Annotated in this window: 19 protein-coding genes and 2 pseudogenes; 9 read left to right on the top strand and 12 right to left on the bottom strand. The window is 61.2% G+C overall.

Features of this window, described 5'->3' with window-relative positions; all coding sequences use genetic code 11:
* Positions 1-144 precede the first annotated feature (144 nt).
* Positions 145-462, top strand: coding sequence for a DUF1330 domain-containing protein (locus BN2476_RS21555; protein WP_087736195.1), 318 nt, complete (start codon positions 145-147; stop codon positions 460-462).
* 234 nt (positions 463-696) lie between these two features.
* On the opposite strand, the gene BN2476_RS21550 is transcribed toward BN2476_RS21555, so the two are convergent.
* On the bottom strand, positions 697-876 hold the full coding sequence (locus BN2476_RS21550; protein WP_087736194.1) for a hypothetical protein: 180 nt from the start codon (positions 874-876) through the stop codon (positions 697-699).
* Between the two features lie 575 nt (positions 877-1,451).
* Between BN2476_RS21550 and BN2476_RS21545 the strand changes: the two genes are divergently transcribed.
* Both BN2476_RS21545 and BN2476_RS21540 read left to right on the top strand, forming a co-directional pair.
* A complete protein-coding gene (locus tag BN2476_RS21545; protein ID WP_087736193.1) occupies positions 1,452-1,922 on the top strand; it encodes a MaoC family dehydratase in 471 nt (156 codons plus the stop codon).
* A 13-nt stretch (positions 1,923-1,935) separates the two neighbouring features.
* Complete coding sequence (locus BN2476_RS21540) at positions 1,936-3,672, top strand: PHA/PHB synthase family protein (protein ID WP_162497886.1); 1,737 nt, start codon at positions 1,936-1,938, stop codon at positions 3,670-3,672.
* 74 nt (positions 3,673-3,746) lie between these two features.
* Here the strand turns inward: BN2476_RS21540 and BN2476_RS21535 are convergent, their stop codons facing one another.
* Positions 3,747-4,925: a porin gene (locus tag BN2476_RS21535; RefSeq protein WP_087736211.1), complete on the bottom strand. Its 1,179-nt coding sequence runs from the start codon at positions 4,923-4,925 to the stop codon at positions 3,747-3,749.
* 499 nt (positions 4,926-5,424) lie between these two features.
* On the opposite strand from BN2476_RS21535, the gene BN2476_RS21530 reads away from it, so the two are divergent.
* Positions 5,425-6,918 carry an MltF family protein gene (locus BN2476_RS21530; RefSeq protein WP_438942894.1) on the top strand — a complete coding sequence of 498 codons (1,494 nt, stop codon included), beginning with the start codon at positions 5,425-5,427 and terminating at the stop codon, positions 6,916-6,918.
* Positions 6,919-7,547: 629 nt separating this feature from the next.
* On the opposite strand, the gene BN2476_RS21525 is transcribed toward BN2476_RS21530, so the two are convergent.
* The gene (locus BN2476_RS21525; protein ID WP_235850919.1) at positions 7,548-8,030 is read right to left on the bottom strand and encodes a hypothetical protein; all 483 of its coding nucleotides are present in this window, start codon (positions 8,028-8,030) and stop codon (positions 7,548-7,550) included.
* A 357-nt stretch (positions 8,031-8,387) separates the two neighbouring features.
* Here BN2476_RS21525 and BN2476_RS21520 point away from each other — a divergent pair, with 357 nt between their 5' ends.
* The 4 genes and pseudogenes from BN2476_RS21520 (at position 8,388) to BN2476_RS21510 (ending at position 10,647) form a co-directional block, all read left to right on the top strand.
* Complete coding sequence (locus BN2476_RS21520) at positions 8,388-8,801, top strand: hypothetical protein (RefSeq protein WP_087736209.1); 414 nt, start codon at positions 8,388-8,390, stop codon at positions 8,799-8,801.
* Positions 8,802-9,065: 264 nt separating this feature from the next.
* Positions 9,066-9,838 (top strand): annotated as a pseudogene (locus BN2476_RS21515) (TerC family protein).
* Between the two features lie 186 nt (positions 9,839-10,024).
* Positions 10,025-10,102 (top strand): annotated as a pseudogene (locus BN2476_RS48355) (DUF2950 family protein); the annotation flags it as partial.
* Positions 10,103-10,179: 77 nt separating this feature from the next.
* Positions 10,180-10,647, top strand: a complete 468-nt coding sequence (locus BN2476_RS21510) for a nuclear transport factor 2 family protein (protein WP_087736191.1) — start codon at positions 10,180-10,182, stop codon at positions 10,645-10,647.
* A 250-nt stretch (positions 10,648-10,897) separates the two neighbouring features.
* Here BN2476_RS21510 and BN2476_RS21505 read toward each other — a convergent pair whose 3' ends face one another.
* The 9 genes from BN2476_RS21505 to BN2476_RS21465 form a co-directional block, all read right to left on the bottom strand.
* Positions 10,898-11,287 carry a BON domain-containing protein gene (locus tag BN2476_RS21505; protein WP_087736190.1) on the bottom strand — a complete coding sequence of 130 codons (390 nt, stop codon included), beginning with the start codon at positions 11,285-11,287 and terminating at the stop codon, positions 10,898-10,900.
* A 32-nt stretch (positions 11,288-11,319) separates the two neighbouring features.
* On the bottom strand, positions 11,320-12,465 hold the full coding sequence (locus BN2476_RS21500; protein WP_087736189.1) for a porin: 1,146 nt from the start codon (positions 12,463-12,465) through the stop codon (positions 11,320-11,322).
* Positions 12,466-12,549: 84 nt separating this feature from the next.
* Positions 12,550-14,178: a 3-(methylthio)propionyl-CoA ligase gene (locus tag BN2476_RS21495; RefSeq protein ID WP_087736188.1), complete on the bottom strand. Its 1,629-nt coding sequence runs from the start codon at positions 14,176-14,178 to the stop codon at positions 12,550-12,552.
* Entirely contained in the window at positions 14,166-14,528 is a 363-nt protein-coding gene (locus BN2476_RS21490; protein ID WP_087736187.1) for a Rieske (2Fe-2S) protein, read from the bottom strand. Before BN2476_RS21490 ends, BN2476_RS21495 begins: the two co-directional genes overlap by 13 nt.
* A gap of 36 nt (positions 14,529-14,564) precedes the next feature.
* A complete protein-coding gene (locus BN2476_RS21485) occupies positions 14,565-15,125 on the bottom strand; it encodes an RBBP9/YdeN family alpha/beta hydrolase (protein ID WP_087736186.1) in 561 nt (186 codons plus the stop codon).
* A 19-nt stretch (positions 15,126-15,144) separates the two neighbouring features.
* Positions 15,145-15,993 (bottom strand): TauD/TfdA dioxygenase family protein, encoded by an 849-nt coding sequence (locus tag BN2476_RS21480; RefSeq protein ID WP_087736185.1) that lies wholly within the window; start codon positions 15,991-15,993, stop codon positions 15,145-15,147.
* Positions 15,994-16,003: 10 nt separating this feature from the next.
* Positions 16,004-16,984, bottom strand: a complete 981-nt coding sequence (locus BN2476_RS21475; RefSeq protein WP_087736184.1) for a quinone oxidoreductase family protein — start codon at positions 16,982-16,984, stop codon at positions 16,004-16,006.
* Between the two features lie 114 nt (positions 16,985-17,098).
* On the bottom strand, positions 17,099-18,421 hold the full coding sequence (locus BN2476_RS21470) for an MFS transporter (RefSeq protein WP_087736183.1): 1,323 nt from the start codon (positions 18,419-18,421) through the stop codon (positions 17,099-17,101).
* Positions 18,422-18,585: 164 nt separating this feature from the next.
* Positions 18,586-19,641, bottom strand: coding sequence for a beta-keto acid cleavage family enzyme (locus BN2476_RS21465; protein ID WP_087736208.1), 1,056 nt, complete (start codon positions 19,639-19,641; stop codon positions 18,586-18,588).
* A gap of 236 nt (positions 19,642-19,877) precedes the next feature.
* On the opposite strand from BN2476_RS21465, the gene BN2476_RS21460 reads away from it, so the two are divergent.
* Positions 19,878-20,879: an AraC family transcriptional regulator gene (locus BN2476_RS21460; RefSeq protein WP_087736182.1), complete on the top strand. Its 1,002-nt coding sequence runs from the start codon at positions 19,878-19,880 to the stop codon at positions 20,877-20,879.
* The last annotated feature ends 12 nt before the right edge of the window (positions 20,880-20,891 follow it).

Raw genomic sequence — 20,891 nt, 5'->3', positions numbered from 1 at the left:
TATTGCTGATCGCTCGTCGTTTCCGACGAAGCGCTGCTCGCGCGACACGACGGCAACTTCGAGCGGCCGCCCATCGACGAGCGCAGGGCGTCCACACCTTGCTATACGTGGACGGTGCGACAACACCGAGAAAAGGATCGCGCCATGACTGCATACCTGATTGCCGATGTCGATGTGACAGACCCCTCACTTTTTGAAGAGTACAAACGAGATGTGCCCGCTACTGAGGTCCGCTACGGCGGAAAATATCTCGGCCGTGGAGGACTAACCAAAGTTCTCGAGGGCGATTGGCAGCCGCATCGTCTTGTCATCGTCGAGTTCCCGGACATGGTTTCGTTAATGGCCTGGTATGAATCGCCGGAGTACGCCCGTCTCAAGGCGATTCGTGAACGCTGCGCGAAGACAAGGATTATTGCGCTTGAAGGCGTTGCGGCCGCAACCTCCTCGCAAGAATCCGGTTGACGCGGAACAGGTGTCCGTCGAGGCTGCCCGTCGAAATTCCTTCCTTACCCCGTGAACGGTCTTTCGCGAATCGATCGCGAGGGACCGTTCTGGCCGGACCCGAAACATCGTCGCCTACCGGCGATTTGCTCTCCCTCTTGCCGCGCCGAACTTCCGTACTGCAACCGCCAGACGCTGCATGACAGACACGATCACCCGAACGCGGCGCGCCTGTTCTTCAATGAACGATGTGGTTCAGTCGAGTGTGGCGAATGGCCCGTGCGAATCCATCCAGTCATAGTGTTCCGTTGCACCCGCCCACGCCCAGTTCGCACGCGAATGCATCGGCGCACCATGCGTTTCTGCTCCATCGCCATGCTGTTGTTCGCTGCACTCCAGATCAATGTTCTCCGTCGTTTCCAGTTCGTGGTTCATCCTTATCTCCCATTAGTGACGTGATGTCCGTTGCTGTCAATTGATGCCAACGGTCATCTCAGCAAGTACCGGGCCACCTCAATGGGAATTCTGTTAGATGTCTGATTTAAAAAGACTTTCATCGACACTGTGGATTTCCGGTCGTTTCAGAATTGCATTCGGGAATTTCAGTCTTGATCAGTTAGCCGACCGCATTGAAGCTTCATAACCGCACGCTAAATCATCTGGATTCCGATGCATTGCGGGCGACCCGAATACGCGTTGATCCGCCCGACGCATGCCCGCCATAACGCCTGTGAAACGGCCGCTAACGCCAGGTGGGACCAAAGATGCATGCGCACTTCACTGCGCGGTCTTGCAACCTGGACGGCTCGCGGTTCCCGCACATCGTCTCTTGCCGTGAAGGTCGGGATGGCATGTTTTGTCACTACATCGGCAGCTTTGGACAGTGGACGGAAGCGTCCTGACAGTACGATTCAGTCCTGACGTATAGGCCGAACCAACGGTCAATGCATGTCCATGGCGTCGCACGACTATTGAAGCGGCTGTACGCCAACTCAGCAAACGGAAGAATCATGAACGAGCTTAACGGATACGACTTCGAAGACCTGCAACCGGGCATGAGCGCGACCTTCGCCAAGACCATCACGGAAGCGGACATTCTGATGTTCGCTGGCGCATCTGGCGACATCAACGCAATGCACATCAACGAGCAGTTCGCGCAAACGACGCCCTTCAAAGGGCGCATTGCGCACGGCATGCTGACGGCGAGCATCATCTCGGCGACGGTTGCGGGCCGCCTGCCCGGCCCAGGCACGATCTACTTGGGACAGAACCTGCGCTTCAAGGCACCCGTTCGCCCTGGCGATACGGTTCAGGCCGAGGTGACCATCAAGGAACTGCTGCACGAAAAGCGCCGCGTCGTGCTGTCCACTGTTTGCACGGTTGGCCGCAAAGTCGTGATCGAAGGCGACGCGATCGTCATGCCGACTTCGCGCGGCGATCGGGTCAAAAATAGCGCGGTTTCCGCTGCAATCAACGCATGACAGCGGGTCTGATATGAGAATGCCATTCAGCATGCCGGACGAGTTCGCGATGGGCTGGCTCAAGGCCGGATTCAATTTCTGGCAGTCATTGCCCGTCACCAACGCACGTGACATGACGGTGCTCGACGCCAACGGCAAGGACATCTACCCCGTTTCATCCTGCGCGCGCAACATCGTGATGCAGGCGAGCGCCAACTACTGGCAACGGCAGACGGAGTTATGGAGCGATGCGTTTGCGGGCGTGATCGGCGTGCGGCCGAAATCAGTGGCCGAGCCCGAGCGCGGCGACCGGCGCTTTCACGCTGAAGACTGGTCCAGCAATGTCTGGTACAGCCTCCTCAAACAGAGCTATCTGCTCAATGCCAGGATGCTTGAAGAGCTGGTCGAGGCGAGCACGCTCGATGAAAAAGAAAAACACAAGCTGCGTTTTTTCGCGCGTCAGTTCATCGACCTCGCCAGCCCCGCGAACTTCGTTGCAACGAACCCCGAGGTCGTCCGGCAAGCGGTCGAATCGAAGGGATCGAGTCTGCTTTCAGGCTTCACGCATCTGCTCGAGGATTTGAAGCAAGGCACGATTTCGATCACCGATCAGAGCGCGTTCGAAGTGGGCCGCAGCGTTGCCGTATCGGAAGGGTCGGTGGTCCATGAAAACGATCTGTTCCAGTTGATCCAGTACGCGCCGCTCACGCCGACGGTCGCGCAACGTCCGCTCCTGATCGTGCCGCCGTGCATCAACAAGTTTTATATCCTCGACCTTCAGCCGGAGAACTCCTTCGTGCGCTTTGCTTGCGAACAGGGGCTCACGGTTTTTCTCGTGTCCTGGCGCAATCCACAACAGGACATGGCGCAGACGGAATGGGACGCGTATCTCGAACAGGGCGTGATGAAGGCGATCGAAGCCGCACGCACGATCAGCCGCGCCGACAAGGTCAATGCATTGGGATGGTGTGTCGGCGGCACGATGCTGTCGTCAGCGCTCGCCGTGATGCGCGCGAACGGCGACGAGTCGGTGGCGAGCGTAACGCTGCTGACGGCGTTGCTCGACTTCAGCGAGCCAGGCGATCTGGGCGTGTTCATCGACGAGATGGGCGTGTCGATGCGCGAGCAGACGATTGGACGCGGCGGCCTCTACCCCGGCCGCGAGCTCGGCTTCGTATTCCAGACGCTGCGCGCCAACGATCTGATCTGGCCGTACGTCGTGAACAACTACCTGAAGGGCAGAACGCCGGCTGCATTCGATTTGCTCTACTGGAACGCGGACACGACCAATCTGCCTGGGCCGATGTATAGCTGGTATCTGCGCAACATGTACCTGGAGAACAATCTGCGCGTGCCGGGCAAGCTCACGATGTGCGGCACGCCTGTCGACCTCGGGCGCATCGACATGCCGAGCTATCTGCTCGCGACGGAAGAAGATCACATCGTGCCGTGGAAATCCGCGTATCGCTCGACGCAACTGCTCGGCGGCGAAACGCAGTTCGTGCTTGGCGCAAGCGGTCATATCGCGGGCGTGATCAATCCGGCGTCGAAGAACAAGCGAAGCTATTGGACGAACGATGCGGTTGGCGGCAACGCCGACGAGTGGCTCGCATCGGCGGCAAAACAGCCGGGCAGCTGGTGGAATCACTGGATCGAGTGGGTCAAGCGGCACGCTGGTGAGCAGGTGAAAGCGCGTACGACACTCGGCAACGCGACGCACAAGCCGATCGAGGCCGCACCAGGCAGGTATGTGAAAGTGCGTGCTGATTAAGCGCTGATTAACGGCACCAAAAAGAAGAGCGGCAAAGTGGCTAGCGCCGCTTTGCCGTTTGTTCTTTCCGTGCATCAGAAGCGATGTCTCAAGCCGACGGTCGCCTCAACCTGATTACTCGTGGAAGACGGCGCAGTCACGCCGTTAATCCATGCCACGCCCAATGGCGAAGTGCCGCTTGGGCTCACCCGTTGCCACGCGCCTTGAAGATAGACGTCGGTGCGCCGCGAGAAGCGGTAGTCGGCCATCGCACTCAGCTGATTCCAATGGGGAATGCCGCCGCCTCCGTTTCCGCCGGCGCGCGAATAGGTGTACGCGCCCGCAAGCTCGACCGCCGGCGTCAGCGCATAGCGAAAGTTGCCCTCGAAGTTCTGGAAAGTTCCGCTCAGTCCGGTCTGAAAGAATTGGGCGAGCTTGCTGTGCGAGTACACGAAGCCCGCCACAGCGGGTCCGAACGTGTAGTTCACGCCAACGCCGAAGGTTTTCTGACTGCTGGCGAGCACGCCTAAAGGCACACCCGTCGGCGAGAATGCCCCCTGCAGGGACGCGCCCGTCGTATCGGTGACTGCGCCATTCGTATTCAGTTGTCCCGGCGTCCGCGCGGAGCTGTTGAGCTGGAGATAACCGACACCGAAGTTCAGCGCCCCCCACACATACGACATGCCAAAACTGTAGGCGCGATTGTTCGTGAATCCACCTGCCTGATTGGAAAAGCCGTACAACGCACCGAGTTTGAACCCCGCGAAATCCGGGCTCATATACTTCACGGAGTTATTGATCTGAAACGAATCGTTTAAGTTGTCGTTGTCTAACGGGTGCGCGAAATGCGTGCCGCCGAATTCAGTGCCCGTCAACGAAAGCGGCGCGACAAAGTCGACCATGCTGTCGCTTTGACGGCCCAGTGTGAGCGCGCCGTAATCACGGCTCGACAAGCCGACATAGGCCCGGCGGTTGAAGATCCGGTTGCTCGACGAATACTGCCCGTTGTTCACGTTGAAGCCGTTTTCCAGAGTGAAGACGGCGCTCAATCCCGCACCCAGATCTTCAGCCCCGCGAAGACCCCAGCGGCTGTACTGGACGGCGCCGCTCGTCATCTCCCAGTTACTGTGTCCACTGCCCGTCCCGCTGATCTGGTTATTCGTGTAGGTCAGACCGGCGTCGATCAGCCCGTAAAGGGTGACACTGCTCTGCGCATACGCTGCGCCGGCCAGTGCGATCATCGTTGCCGCACCGGTTATAACCCGCTTGTTCATTTGTCTGCTCCAGCCATGACCGGGCGAGACCATTCTCTTGCGACGCTTTGAACACAGGCGGCGATGTCTCCATGGCGCGGAGCCGTGCGGATCATCGCCGGGAAAAGGCGCGATGTTCTTTACACACTTTATGCGACCGCAGTCGAAACCGCCAGCTTCAGAGCGCGAGAGATCGCCGGGCCCGTCAGCATTAAGAATAGTTGGCTTGCAAGGACGCCGGTATTGGTCCAAAGACCAATAGATCGCGCGGCACATACATCGGGCGAAATAGCGGACACAACGGCTGACAAAACGGCTGACGCGGCACGTCACACCGCAACAGGTCTTGAACCGTTTTCATGCACAACTATGCTGTAAGAGTCGAGGCCGATTACTCGAAAAGAAACGCCTCCAAAGCTCAGATCATTACGCGCAGCAGCCGTCCAGGGCGGGCTGGCGCGTCAGGATGAAACCAGAAAAGTACGGTGTCGGTATGTTGCGTTCCACCCGCGCGTGGCTGATGCCATGTCTGTTCGGAGCTTCGCTCTGGGTATGGAGTGCCCTTTGCACGGCGGCTCAGCCGGCGTCCGCGCCGTCATCTGCGTCATTGGCGCCGGCGGCTTCCGCGCCCGTCGCTGCGAGCGCGACGCGCCGGATCGATCTGACCAACAAGCCCTGGCGCGGCGATTTCGACGGGATGGTCGAGCGTCGCATGATTCGGGTTCTCGCGCCCTATAGCCGCACGCTGTACTTCAATGACCGTGGACACGAGCGCGGGGTGACTGCGGACACGGTGCGCGACTTTGAACGATTCGTCAACAAGACCTACGCCGAGCGTCTCGGCAAGCGTCCGATCACGGTCGTCATGATCCCGACGACACGCGACCGGTTGCTGTCGGGCCTCGCGGATGGCATTGGCGATATCGCAGCCGGCAACCTGACAGTGACCGAGGATCGCCTGAAGCAGGCTGACTTCGTTACCGCGCACGCGCTCAAGCCAACGCGCGAACTCGTTGTAACGGGTCCGAAGTCACCCGCGTTGTCCACGCTCGATGACCTGAGTGGCAAGACAGTCGACGTCCGCCGCCACAGCAGCTATTACGAGAGCTTGAGCGCATTGAACAGCCGCTTCAAGCAAGCCGGCAAGCCGCCGATGCGGATCGTGCTGCTGCCGGACGCGCTTGAGGATGAAGATGCGATGGAAATGTTGAACGTCGGCCTGCTACAGATCCTGGTCGTCGATGACTGGAAGGCGCGCATGTGGGCGCAGATGCTGCCGCAGATCAAGGTTCACGACAACATCGCGGTGCGCGAGGGCGGTGTCATCGGTTGGGCTATTCGCAAGAACAGCCCCCAGTTGCAGGCGGTGATCAGCAACTTCTATGAGAAGTTCATCAGGAAGCAGAGCGTGGCGGAGGTTCGCCTCAAGCAATATGTGCAGGGCGTCAAGCAGATTCACAACAACACGGAGAGCGCGGAGCTCAAGCGATTCAGGCAGACTGTCGCCTTCTTCGAGAAGTATGGCCAGCAATATGATTTCGATCCGCTGATGCTCGCGGCCCAGGGGTTTCAGGAGTCGCAGCTCAATCAGGATGCGAAGAGCCGGGTGGGCGCGGTCGGCATCATGCAGCTGATGCCGGCCACGGGAAAGGAGCTCAACGTCGGGGACATCAAGGTCGCGCAGTCGAACATTCATGCCGGCGCAAAGTACCTCGATCAACTAATGACCCGTTACTTCCAGGATGCCCATTTTTCAGAGGTAGACCGGCCGCTGTTCGCTTTCGCCAGCTATAACGCTGGTCCGGGGAACATCGCGAAGATGCGCAAGGAGGCTGCGGCCCGCGGACTCAACCCCGACGTCTGGTTCAACAACGTCGAGATTGTGGTGGCCGAGAAGATCGGCATCGAAACGACCACGTATGTACGAAACATCTACAAGTACTACGCTTCCTATCAGCTCCTCAAGGAAGCGCAAGCGCAGCAAAGCCGCACGGTTCAGCAGCTGCGCCGCTGAACACGTTGCACAAATAGCGCGGACGGCTGCTCCTTCGACGCGCGGCGAGGTTGCTTCGCATTGCGCGGGACGCGTCGATCACGCGACGTGGGTCGTGACGACTTAGCCGCCAAAAGGTCCATCTGAGGGCCACAGAGGGTCGGCACGGCACACGGTGAGACCAGGCGGCGCCATTGCCGCCAGGCGATGTCTTCCCGTCCGTGCTGCCGTGCTGCCGTGCTGACGCGATTGAGAGACAATGGTCAAACCCACGGGTGCCTGGACCACAGGTGTGAAGGTGCGCGCCACTCGCCAGCGTATGGTCGGAAGATCGCCCGACACAGTGACGCGGACATAGCAGCCGGAGTAACGCCCGGTCGCCCGTGGCATTCATTCACCACACGCATTACGAGCACTGGAACGAGGCGGGCGCTCATGAGCGCTCGGTACACTCACCAGACGATTGGAGTGGCTAGCTCTTGCGAAGCTATCCGGTCGGGTCCAAAGACGCATACGAGGGCCGCTCTCTGAAGCAAAACTTCGTGCGCGCCCGATCCGCAACCAGGCCTTCATGATGGTCCACGGGGGCGCCCGTTTATGGTTTGGCGCGGATATTCATCGCGCGGACTCCGAAGCCATTGATGCTATTGCTATTGATCTTGCATTGCGCCGATCAGTGCGGTTCGCCGAGACACGCCGGCGACGTCGACGATGGGCTCGGTGTCGGCATGGGCTTCGGGAAAGCGATCGACACATTTGATCTGTAACAGCGTCCACCAGATGCCGGGCGGATTGTGACCGAGCCACATTACGGTCGCAGCCGCTTTGGTTCGGAGACTCCATTGTCGCCAGTCGGCGCCCGTTGGCGAAAAATGGCCGTATCTGTCGGCGTATCGGGTCGGGTCCAGGCCGTAGCGTTTCAGGTAGGCCGGATTGAGGCGCTCGTCGGGCGCAAGCTGCCCATGGGCGATGCGCACCTGTTCATGCCTTTCGTCCTGACTGAAATCGCTCACCGCGCGGCTGACGACTGATAACTCGTACAGCAGCGCCCCGCCCACTGCCAGAGATGTCGCGGCAATGCAGAGCACGAGCACCAAAACGATTCGTCGTCCCGCTATTCGTGCGCGAGCCATTTCCTTTCTCCCGGTTCGCCATGTAATGTAAAGAACGCATGCGATTCTGCGTGGATTTCCAGCCGACTTGTCCGGATCGATTCATCGACGTTGGTTCGAGGCGGTGTCCGGAAGGACGGGGCCACTCCAGCCAGCCACAATCTGCGCGATCGCGGTGTAGCATTCGATGGTGTGCGCATTGCTTCCTGGAATCCACGAACCGGCAGGGATTGGTCGGATAACCAGATCTTTCGTCTTGGTGCCGAGGACACGGTAGTCGGGGTGCATAAACCGGACAGACCGAAGGAAAGGCCAGGAAACAGCCTTGAGAAACGCGCTGTCGCGTCGGCCCCGGCGAGAGTATCGATGGGAAACATGATGTCAATCGAGTGGAAGCACCGCGTCCGGTTGTTCATCCAGCGTCTTTGGCAGCCGACCAGCGCGTGCATGACCTGCATGCCGGGTAGCTGGGGCAATATCTTGAGTCTTGCCCACTGGACGATTGCATTGCAAACAGGTCTGCTCACGGGAATCCTCGCCGTACTTTTAACTTTCACCCCGTTGGCGAGGCTCTATACGCGGCGATACGGCAATGCGCTGATAGTCGGCTTCCTCACTATGTTGGGCGACGCGTACTCGCACCCGAATCACTATGGTGTTCCTTTTGCAGAGGCGGTCGTAACTGGTGTGATATCGGGGCTGCTGACGCTGGCTGCTTCATATATTTTTGAAGACCGCGCCCGACGCCTTCGCGCGGCATGCGCTCGGATTTCCCGATTGCTGGTTCACTGACGGTGCACGAGTTATCGCCACGTCAACAGAGGCTGACGAACTGCCGAACGCGGCCCATCCACGACGTCGGTCCGCAACTTCGCGAGGGCATCGGCAGCGCCGCGCCGGGGCCTCGCTCGCACTGAAAATTTGGGTCGACGAGATTCGAGTTCACCGATTGCCGTTCGTGTAACGATTTATCCGCAAATCTCTCCTATCCTGTCATGGTCGATTCAACATGCCTCGGCGGGCCTCGCGACCGGTGCTTGAACTACTCCTGCGCTTATGGACTATCTCCTCGCTCTCGCTGTCGACCCGGCCGTCTGGGCCGCGCTCGTGACCCTCGTGGTCATGGAGGTCGTCCTCGGTATCGATAACCTGGTTTTCATCTCTATCCTCAGCAACAAGCGCTGCCGCCATCGCAACGGGTCCGGACACAGAGGATTGGCATCGCGCTTGCCCTCGTGATGCGCCTTGCACTGCTCGGCACGGTTGCATGGATTGCACACTTGACCCAGCCTGCGTTATCGCTCTTCGGCCACGCCTTTGCCTGGCGCGATCTGATTCTGATCGGCGGGGGACTGTTTCTCGTCTGGAAGGCGACGGGGGAAATCCATTATCACGTCGCGAGCAATGAAGAGGGGCGTGCCACAAGCGCCGAGGGGCCTACCCGTCTCACGCCACGCTCCGCAATCGGTCAGATTCTGGTGCTCGACCTGGTATTCTCGGTCGACAGCATCATCACGGCAGTCGGCATGACCGAGCATGTGGTCATCATGTACATCGCTGTCGTCGTGGCCGTCGCGGCCATGATGTTCGCGGCGGGTCCGTTGTCGCGATTCATCGATCGCAATCCGACGATCGTGATGCTCGCACTGAGCTTTCTGGTGGTGATTGGCATGACGCTGATCGCCGAAGGCTTCCGCACGCACGTTCCGAAGGGCTACATCTACGCGGCGATGGCGTTCTCCGCGTTCGTTGAAGGCATGAACATGCTGGCAAGGCGCAAGAAGTGGAAGCGCGAACAACAACGGGAAACTCACGATTGCGCGAGTTAGCGGATGCGCGCGACACTGCAGCCGCATCGCTGTCAGGCGACATTCCGCGTCCGCTTTAGATCTCGGCATCACGTTTGCAACTTGCCGTTGTTGCTCGAAGCGCGCGCCCTTGCGCAAGAGAAGGAAACAGAGTGGTTTCCATGGGCGCTCAAATGGTCTCGTCGCAGGCGCCGCCAGGTGCATGCGGTCTATGAGCGTGATCTCGGACCCGATAGTGCAACTAAAGCAGAGGCCACGAAGTCGTTCGACCCGGGGTCGGGCTAGAGCAAGGTGCCCGATCGCGATAGCCAATAACAGGTTCGCGTATGGCGCGAACCTGTTCGATTCCAGCGAGGTGAATCATGAAAATCTGCGTATCGAGGCCGTGCGTACTTGCTGCGGTGCTGGTGGTTGTCGTCCATGGCAGCGCATTTGCGAAGACCGAAACGTGCCATTCCACATCGAAGAAACAGATTGCTGCACTTTTCGATCGCTGGAACGATTCGCTGAAGACTGGCAATCCGGATAAGGTCGTAGCGAACTACGCGCCGCACTCCATCCTGCTGCCAACCGTCTCCAACAAGCCACGTTTGACCGTTGAGGAAAAGGTCGACTATTTCAGGCATTTTCTCGAGAACAAACCCGTCGGCACGATCGATTTCCGCGAGATCATGATCGAATGCAACACAGCGGTCGATGCGGGTCTCTACTCGTTCAAGTTTGGGGACGGCTCAATTGTGAAGGCTCGCTATACGTTCACCTACGAGTGGAATGGGACCAAATGGCTGATCACCAGCCATCATTCGTCGAAGATGCCCGAAGGCGAGTAAGCGACACGCGCGCGGCTAGCGCTCACGCTCGCAGCGCAGGTCGCGGATGGCGCGGCGTGTGCCAATGACGCGACCGCCGGATCAAGGCCTGTTGCGAGCCGCGCGGCATTCGGGCTTCCGAAAACAGACGATCGCGAGTATGGCGATGAGGCCCGCGCGGATCAGTACATCCAGCGATCCGCGCGCACGCGACACGAACACCCGCGACCGTCGCCCACGTTTACATAGAAGCCGCTTACATAGAAGCCGCTTACATGCCGCCGAACGGCTTCTTCACCGTCAGCTTGTTCGTTACGGAAGTCACGCCCTGCACGCCCTTCGCGATCTCCGCAACCTTGTCGATCTGCGAAGCGTCCTCGACCGTGCCGTTCAGCGTCACCGCGCCGCCTTTCGCGATCACACTGATGTTTCCTGCGTCGATCTCCTTGTGCGCCCCCATCGCGGCATAAATCTTCCGACGCAGCGCGCGATCCGCTTTCCTTCCTGTTGCGGGCGCCGCGGCACCGGACGCCGTCATTGCGGATGCGCCCGGCGCAGTGGCCGGCGCGCTGGCCGTCTGGCCGGGCTGGGACCATGCACCGATGGACATCGCGACGAGCAATACGGCGACCGCCATTTCGAGTACCTGAATGCTTTTCATTGACTACTCCGTTTTATATATGTGTGACGCAATCAGAAGACATGGCGAATGCCGACCATTGCCGCCGTGGTGGACTCGCCCGGCGCAACAGGAGCCCCGTAGATGATCGTCTGGTTCATGGTCCCCTTGTTGCTGACATAACCGACTTGCGCGTAAGCCTTGGTCCTTTGCGACAGGTTGTATTCCGCGCCCACTGCGAACTCGCTCGAATGGTTCGACGAATTGTTCTTGTCCTTCAGGTAGTAGTAGCCGGACGTGACCTTGAAGCGCGGATTGAACTGGTAGCCGAGGCCACCCGACACCATTTCGAAGTCTGCGGTATTGCTATGGGCCGGGTTCTTGCCGACGCCGTACGAGGCCGAAAACGAAAATCCGCTGATCGTGTACATCGCTCCGAAATAGTAGAAGCGATTGTTGGCGAGTCCTGTCGCGGGCACTGCGGGAGCCGCCGGGTAGGTCAGCGGGAACGGATTGGTATCGTGTCCGTTGTAGTACACGGCGGACAGATTCAGACCGTAGTTCGAGTACTTGAGCACGGCCGACTCGCGCGTGCCGCCCTGGAACTGGCCTGCGACGCCGCCCGGCGCGTATTCGAGCGCAAGCGAGGCGCCATAAAACTTCGGCGAGTTGTAGACCAGCGCATTGCTGTCATAGAGGGCGCCGATCGGCGCATTCGTGCTCGTGCCGGGCCAGCCGGCCGCCTGATTGATGCCCAGCCACGCAGTCAGGATACTGCCGAAATACTGTGCGCCGCGCACATCCGTTTCAGCCATCGCGTAGATCATCGGGATGATCTGCCGGCCGGCGTCGAAAGTGCCGAACGGACCGGACACGCCGATCGTCGCGAACTGGTTGAAGATCGCGGTCGTGCCCGGCGTATCGGACAGGCCGAACTTGCCGTTCGTGGCGTTGAATACGCCCTGCAGCTTGAAGTTGACCTTGTAGCCGCCGCCGATGTCTTCGCTTCCCTTCATGCCCCAGAAGCTGGCATAGATGCCGCCGTCCTTGAGCTGATAGACGTGACCCAGGTTGGGCGCATGCGGCTGAAACGTTGCCGCCGAGGTGCTCTGATACAGGAACCCGGTGTCGATCACGCCATAGAGCGTAACGGACGATTGCGCATGAGCGGCCGTGGCGAAAATCGCCAGTGCAGCAGCGCTGCTTAACTTCATTTTCATTCAGTCTCCTCCAATCCTGGAAGCGCCGGGCGAACCCGACTGTTTTTTCATTGAATAGAACTTTGTTGTTAAAGACCCGATGCATCAGGCCGTCAGGTAGTAGTCTCCGAACTGGTCACGCAACAGGTTCTTGAGCACCTTCCCGGTTGCGCCAAGGGGAACGGTATCGACGAACACCACCGCATCGGGCTTCCACCATCTCGCGACCCGACCATCGAAGAAGCCAAGCAGTTCTTCCGCGGCGAGCGCGCTGCCCGGCTTCCTCACGATCAGCAGCAGCGGCCGCTCGTCCCACTTCGGATGCCGTGCGGCGATGCACACGGCAGTCGTGACTTCCGGATGCAGGCACGCGACGTTTTCGATGTCGGTCGAACTGATCCATTCGCCGCCGGACTTGATGACGTCCTTGCTGCGATCCGTGATCTGCATGAAGCCATCGGCGTCGATCTTCGCCACGTCGCCCGTCGGAAACCAGCCGTCACGCAGATGCGACGTGTCGCTGCTTCCGAAGTACTGCCGGACGACCCACGGTCCGCGCACGAGCAGATCGCCGGCCGCATGGCCGTCCCACGGCAACTCCTCGCCGTCCGGGCCGACGATCTTCATGTCGATGCCGAACACCGCGCGTCCCTGCTTCGCCTGAATGGCATAGCGCTCGTCGGTGGGCAGAGAAAGCTGATGCGCCTTGAAGCTGCACACCGTGCCGACAGGGCTCAATTCCGTCATGCCCCATGCGTGCAGCACATCGACTTGATAGCGCTCCTGGAACGCCGCCGTCATTGCGGTCGGACACGGCGCGCCGCCGATAATCGTGCGCCTCATCGACGAGAACGCCCCCTCGATCGCGTCGACATGCGCAAGCAGTCCTTGCCACACAGTCGGCACACCCGCCGACAGCGTGACCTGTTCGGTTTCGATCAATTCATAGAGCGACTTGCCGTCGAGCGCCGGCCCCGGAAACACTAGTTTCGCGCCGACCATGCAGGAGATGTACGGCAGTCCCCACGCGTTCACATGGAACATCGGCACGACGGGCAGAATCACATCGCGCGCCGAACAGTTCAGCGAATCCGGCAGCGCCGCCGCGTAGGTGTGCAGCACAGTCGAGCGGTGGCTGTACAACACGCCCTTCGGATTGCCCGTTGTGCCCGACGTGTAGCACAGCGACGATGCGCTGTTCTCGTCGACGAGCGGCCAGTCGAACTCGTCGTCGTGAAGATCGATGAGATCCTCGTAGCACAGCAGCATCGTGGACAGGCCGTGCTCTTGCGGCATGTGCGCGCGGTCGGTCATCGCCACGAACACCTTCGGGCTCTTGACGCGCGGCGCGACGCTCTCGATCAGCGGCAGAAATGTGAGGTCGAAGAACACGACGCGATCTTCCGCGTGCTCGATGATGTACGCGAGCTGATCGACGTGAAGCCGCGGGTTGAGGGTATGCAGCACGGACCCGGACCCCGACACGGCGAAATACAGCTCCATGTGCCGATAGCCATTCCACGCCAGCGTCCCTACGCGCTCGCCCGGCCTGACGCCCAGGCTTGTCAGCGCGTTTGCCATGCGGCGCGCGCGCTGCGCGAGATCGCGATACGAATAGCGGTGAATGTCCCCTTCGACCCGGCGCGACACGATTTCCTGTTTGCCGTGATGGCGTTCGGCGTGCATGAGCAGCGAAGCGACCAGCAGCGGCTGCTGCATCATCAAACCTTGCATCCTTCCTTCTCCTGATTGGTGGTAGCGTCCGGCTCATCGAGGCTGACGACCAGTTGCCCATCGACTGTCCGCACCGGGAAAGTTGTCAGGCTCAAACCGCTCGATCCGTCCATGCCCGGCATGCAGCCTGTGCGCAGATCGAAGCGCAGTCCGTGCGCGGGGCAACGCAGCACGCACCCTTCCAGCTGTCCGCTCGCGAGCGAGGCGCCGTTGTGCGGACACGAGTTATCGATTGCGTGAATCGCGCCGCCGATGTTGAAGAGGACGATGCTGCGTCCATCAACGAAGGCGAGCTTCCGCTGGCCGGGCGCGAGGTCATCGGCAAGGCCGATCACGATCTGACGTGACATCTCAACTTCCTTTCCTGATCCGATGCGCAACGCGGATCAAAGCAATTCACGGATCAGCGTCTGCGCCAGCGGCCATTCGCCAAAGCCCGCAGCGGGATTCAGATGGCCGACTTCGCCGAGGTCGACGAGGCGGCTGCCCCAGTCTTCCGCCATTGCACGCACACGCTCGAACTGCGCGAGCGGATCGTTGCGGCTCGCGCCGACGATGCTTGGGAACGGCAACGGCTTGCGCGGGATCGGATGCCAGCCGTTCTGCGCGAGCGCATCGATGGACGGATAGCCTGCCGGCAGCGGCGTTTCGAGGTCAGCAGGCGCCGCGAGCAGCGCGCCGTGAATCTTGCGGCTGTGCTGCTGCGCCCAGTGCACGGTGATCATCACGCCCGCGCTATGCGCGACCAGGATCACCGGGCCGTCGATCTTCGCGAGCGCCGCGTCGAGCGCCGCGACGCGTGCCGCGCAACTGAGCTTGTCGTGTTCGAGCGGCGGCACCGAGGCAGCCTTCGGCAGCTTTTGCTCCAGCAGGGTCTGCCAGTGTTCCGCGACGTGGTCGCGCAAGCCGGGCACGATCAGGATGGTCGGCGTCGTATCGAGAGTCATGAAGCGGTGTCCTGCGTGATCAGTACGGCTTGTCGCCGATAATGCCCGCGCGTTCCATCTTGCGATGGCACGGCGCGTAATCCATCACCGCATAGTGCTGCGTGCTGCGGTTGTCCCAGATCGCGATGCTGTTCTTCTGCCAGCGCCAGCGCACCTGATACTCGGGGATGTAGGCCTGGCTGATCAGATAGCGCAGCAGATCGCCTGCGCCCGGATTCGCGTCCTGCCCGAAGCGCACGCGCGCCGGCGTGTGATAGTTGGTGATATGGGTGGTGAAGGCGCTCACGAACAGCACCTTCTCGCCCGTCTCGGGATGCGTGCGCACGACGGGGTGCTCCGCGTCCGGAAACTGCTCTTTCAACGCAAGGCGCTTTTCGATCGGCATCGCGGCGCCGAAGCTCGCCTCGATGCTGTGGCGGGCGCGAAGTTCCGCGATCTGGCTCTTGATGTAATCTGGCAGCTTCTCGTATGCGAGGACCATGTTCGCCCACATCGTGTCGCCGCCGACGGGCGGGCACTCCACGCAGCGCAGAACCGCGCCGAACTGCGGCGCTTCGCGCCAGGTGGCGTCCGCGTGCCACGCATTTTCGTAGCGGTCGTTAGGCTGATCCGGGTTCTTGTAGATGCGCACGAGGCCCGGATGCTCCGGATCGCTGCCCGCGACGGGATGATCTTCCAGTTCGCCGAAGCGGCGCGCAAACGCCACATGCTCGGCGCGCGTGATGTCCTGGTCGCGCAGGAACAGCACCCGATGCTTGAGCAGCGCTGCGCGGATTTCGGCGAACAGCGCATCGTCGTGGATCGCATCGGCGAGATTCACGCCGACCAGTTCCGCGCCGATCGCGCACGTCAGTTGTTCGATTCGCATGACTGTTTCCTCAGATGACGAAAACCGACGAGCCCGTCGTCTTGCGCGATTCAAGGTCCCGATGGGCTTGCGCTGCATCTTCGAGCGCGTAACGCTGGTTCAGCTCGATCCTGATGCGGCCCGCCGCGATGTGACCGAAGATCTCGCCGGCCAGATCGTTCTTCTCGGCGGGGTCGGCGATATAGTCGGCGAGCGCCGGGCGCGTCAGATAGAGCGAGCCCTTCATCGCCAGCATCTGCGGATTGAACGGCGGGATCGGGCCGGACGCCGTGCCGACGCAGACCATCAGACCGCGACGCTTGAGCGAATCGAGCGAGGCCTCGAAGGTGTCCTTGCCGACGCTGTCGAACACCACGTTCACGCCGACGCCGCCCGTCAGTTCGCGCACGCGCTTCGCGACGTCTTCCCGGCTGTAGTAGACGATGTGATCGCAGCCATGCGCGCGGGCCACTTCGCCCTTGGCCTCCGTCGAAACCGTGCCGATCACCGTGAGGCCGAGCAGCTTCGCCCATTGCGACACGATCAGGCCGACACCGCCGGCAGCCGCATGCAAGAGGATGGTATCGCCCGCCTTGAAGTCGTAAATACGACGCATCAGATACGCCGAAGTCAGCCCTCGCATCGTCATGCCAGCGGCCGTTTCGCACGAAATCGCATCGGGCAGCTTGATGAGGGGAGCCGCGGGAATCAGGCGTTCGGTGCTGTAGGCGCCGAGCGTGTTGATAAAGCCGGTATAGGTCACACGATCGCCGACCGCGACGTTCGTCACATCGGGGCCGATGGCTTCGACCACGCCCGCAGCTTCGACGCCCATCCCCGCAGGCAGCGGGACCGGGTAAAGGCCGCTGCGGAAGTAGGTATCGGCGAAATTGAGGCCCACTGCCTCATGGCGCAGGCGGACCTGTCCGGGGCCGGGATCGCCCACTTCGACGTCCTCGTAGCGCAAGACTTCGGGACCACCCGTTTCGTGGAAGCGCACTGCTTTTGCCATGTTGAATCTCCTATCCATTACTCGAACTACAAAGTCCGTTTCGTTTCGTCTGTCGCGCAACTTCGGGCTGCTGCGTTGAAAGCGCGCCGCCGTTGCGCGTGTCGAGCGCTATAGTCAGCGCATCGCCTGCTCGCGCAGAGCGTTCAGGCGGTCCAGGTCGCCTGCGTAATTCCGTTTGCCGATAAAGAATGCGATGGCCGCGACAAGAGGCGCGAACGGAACGAGTTGCAATGCACCGAGCAGCCCGATCCGGTCCGCGACCATTCCCGTCAGCACGGCAGCGGGCGCGAGACCCAGCAGGTTGTTCGCGAGCGTGAGGGTCGCAAACGCCGATGCGTGAATCGACGGCGGAGTGAGGTTCGCCACCATCGCGCCCGACGGACCGCTCGCACCTGCGCAGAAGAACATGCCGATGCCGATCACAACGAGTTGCAACGGACCTGCGGGCATGTGGAAGCCAATCGCGAGCAGCGTAAAGCACGCGAGGCAGAACGCGATCGCGGCGAGCCATTTTCTTTCGCGCACGTTCTTGCTGAGCCGGTCGGCCAGGTTGCCGCACACCACCATGCCCACGCCCGTCACCAGCACGAACGCTGCCGCGCTGATGGCCGCCTTGCCCGTGGCCATGCCGTAGTAGCGGTTCAGGAAGCTCGGCATCCACGCCCAGATAGCGGCGGGAACGAGCAGATGAGTGCCGCTGCCAACATAAGCGCACACAACGGACTTCGTCGAGAAGAGCCCCTTCATCAGCGCGCGGAAGCTCATGCGCACGCCAGGCCCTTCCGACTGCCGGTTCGCGCCTGCAGGCTGCAACGGCGCAAGACGCTTTTCGGTGACGACGAACCGGTAGCACACGACCAGCACGATCCCCATGACCGCCATCGCGCCGAACGCCGCGCGCCAGCCGAGATGAGCCGCGACCGCGCCGCCGGCCGCCATGCCCAGCACCGAACCGAATGCGCCGCCCGCCATGAAGGCGCCTGTGAGCGTGGAGCGCAGCCGCGCCGGAAAGATGCTCAGCACGACGGCGATTCCGACACTGCCGTACGCCGCTTCGCCGATGCCGACGAAGGCGCGCGCAAGCAGCATCTCGCCGTAGTTCGTCGAGATCGAACAGCCCAGCGTCGCGATACTCCACATCGCCGCCATCAGGACGATGCTTTTCACGCGGCCCCAGCGATCGGCGAGCACCGACAGCGGAAACGTGAGCACGCCAACCATCAGCGCGACCACGCTGCTCAGCGAACCCAGCCGCGCGTCGGAAAGATTCCACGTAGCCTTGAGCAGCGGAAACACGGCATTCAACACTTGCCGCGACATGTAGTCGGAAAGCAGCAACCCGACCGTCAACGCAAATACCACCCAGGCATAAGCGCGCACATCCGTTTGTGTTGTCGTAACGTCGCCCGTCGTGGGCTCGGCATGCTGCATGAGCATGATTTGTCTCCTTCCCGTCCGCCTCTTTGTCGGCCGTCCCCGCGTTCTTGCCAGTTGGGCAAGGCGGCCGATTATGGATATGTCCTGATGCTCCCCGGCACGCGCCGGAGAGTCCTGCCTTCGAAGCCCGGCATCGGTCGATGCGCCCGCCGGGCTTCAATCTGTCACGCCGCGCGCAGCGGCAGGTTCCTCACGCCCGTCTGGCGATTCGGCGCCATGCCGTTGGCGGCAAGCGTCTCGTCGACAGTCTCGTACTGGACGCCGATGCGGTAAATCTCGCGCGCTTCCTTGCCGCTGGCAATCTCGCGCCCGAGTTCACGCGCGACGCGCACGCACTGCTCGATCTGCTGCACCGATGTGAAGCGCTTGCCGTGCTGGTCGATGATCGTGTCTTCGATGCCGCAACGCGGATGCAGGCCCATCGACATCGCCATCATGTTGAACGGCAGCACGTTCTTGAGCAGCGACTCGGCCGTGAGCGTGCAGCCATCCGGCGCGCGATGCACGAAGTTGAAGAAGTTGAACGGGTTCGGGCCGTCGAAGCCGCCGCCGATGCCGATCCACGTCAGGTTCAGCGGCCCCTTGTAGACGCCCTTGCGCACGAGGCGCTCGAGCGTTTCGAGCGCATGAATGCCCGTGAGCTGGAAGTGCGGCTGGATGCCCGCGGCCTGCAAGCGGCGCAGATGCTCCTCGACCCATGCCGGGCCCGCCGGCACCGTCATTTCGCTGTACGCGGCCATGAACGCAGGATTCGACAGCGAGGTGCCCGCCAGGTACTCCGGATAGAGCAGCTCCATGATGTTCATCTGCGTGGTGTTGATCGCGACCGTCACCTGATCCGGCGCCGGGTCGAGATCGGCCAGCATGTGACGCGTATCGTCGGACAGCCACTTCGCGGCCTGCCCTTCGTCTTCCGGTGCAAACGAAATCGAGCCGCCGACCTGGATGATCATGTCGGGCACGGCCGCGCGCACGCCCGCGATCAGCTCGTTGAACTTCGACAGGCGCTTCGAACCCTTGCCGTCCAGTTCGCGCACGTGCAGATGAAGCACGGTGGCGCCGGCGTTATAGCAGTCGACGGCCTTCTGGATCTGCTCGTCCATCGTCACCGGAATATCTTCCGGAAAGTCTTCGGGCATCCATTCCGGACCGTACGGAGCGGTGGTGATGACTACCTTGTCCTGATTCTCAGGGTGCAGCGAATCGTCGAGAAACTGCATGTCTTCCTCCGGATGTGAATGAGGTTCCGATGCCGCGAGGGTCGCGTGAAAACGGAACATCTCGAATCGTCGTGCTCGCACAATACGGCATCCACGCGCTAGACTTTTATGATCAGGCGCCATCCTTTTAGCGATCCGTGCCACTGCGTGTTAACACCAATATTTGGCCCGCAGTGCGCATCGCATCGCCGAAAGGGAAGGCGCAGCATGTATGAAGAGACTGCGGAGAAAGAACAATGGAAACGATGCTCGGGTCGATCGCCATGAACGGCTATTTCGATGTGACGCGGCGGCTCGGACTGAACCCCGTCGAGCTCGCGCAGCAGGCCGGTATCGATCCCGCGGCGCTTGCCAATGCGAGCGATCGCGTGCCCGCCGCCGCCTGCTGCCGGCTGCTGGAGCTCACGGCAAACAAGGCGTCGTGCCCGACCTTCGCGTTGCAGATGGCCGAAACCCGGCAGAAGTTCGGCACTGGCGTCGTCAACGTGCTGCTCGCGCACAAGCGCACATTGCGCGAGGTACTGCTCGCAGCAGCCGAATACCGGCATCTGCTCAACGAAGCCTTGGCCATCTACGTCGAGACGACAGGCGAAACGGTCACGATTCGCGAGGAACTCGTCGTCGCGCCGGGCACGCCGACGACGCAGGCGATCGAGTTGGCGCTCGGCGCCCTCGCGCGTCACTCGAGCGCGCTGCTCGGCCAGTTCTGGAAACCTCGCGCTGTCCATTTCACTCACGCCGCGCACGCGGACCTCACGTTTCATCGACGATTCTTTGGCTGTCCGCTGGAGTTCGGCAGCGACTTCAACGGGTTCGTGTGCGCCACGGCCGATCTCGACTACCCCAATCCCGCAGCGGACCCTGAACTCGTGCGATACGCCGAGAGCCTGGCCGCTCCCCTCAACGCGACAGGGCCGGATTCCACCGCGCTCGAAGTGCGCAAGGCGATCTATCTGCTGCTGCCCCTCGAACAGGCCACCGTCGAACTGGTCGCGCGTCATTTGGGCGTGAGCGTGCGCACGCTGCAACGTCAGCTGAAATCATCCGGTACGAGCTTCTCGGATCAAGTCGAGGAAGTGCGGCGCGAGCTTGCTGTGCGCTACATGAGCAACCCACGCTATCCGATCGGACGCGTCGCGTCGCTTCTGGGTTACGCGCAACAGGGATCGTTCACGAACTGGTTCGTCGCAAACTTTCAGATGACGCCGCGCGACTGGCGCGCCAGCCAGGCAAAATGACGGGTCGGCGCG

This window comes from Paraburkholderia piptadeniae (assembly GCF_900007165.1).
GTDB lineage: Bacteria > Pseudomonadota > Gammaproteobacteria > Burkholderiales > Burkholderiaceae > Paraburkholderia > Paraburkholderia piptadeniae.
This window is presented reverse-complemented; position numbering and strand designations above follow the sequence as displayed.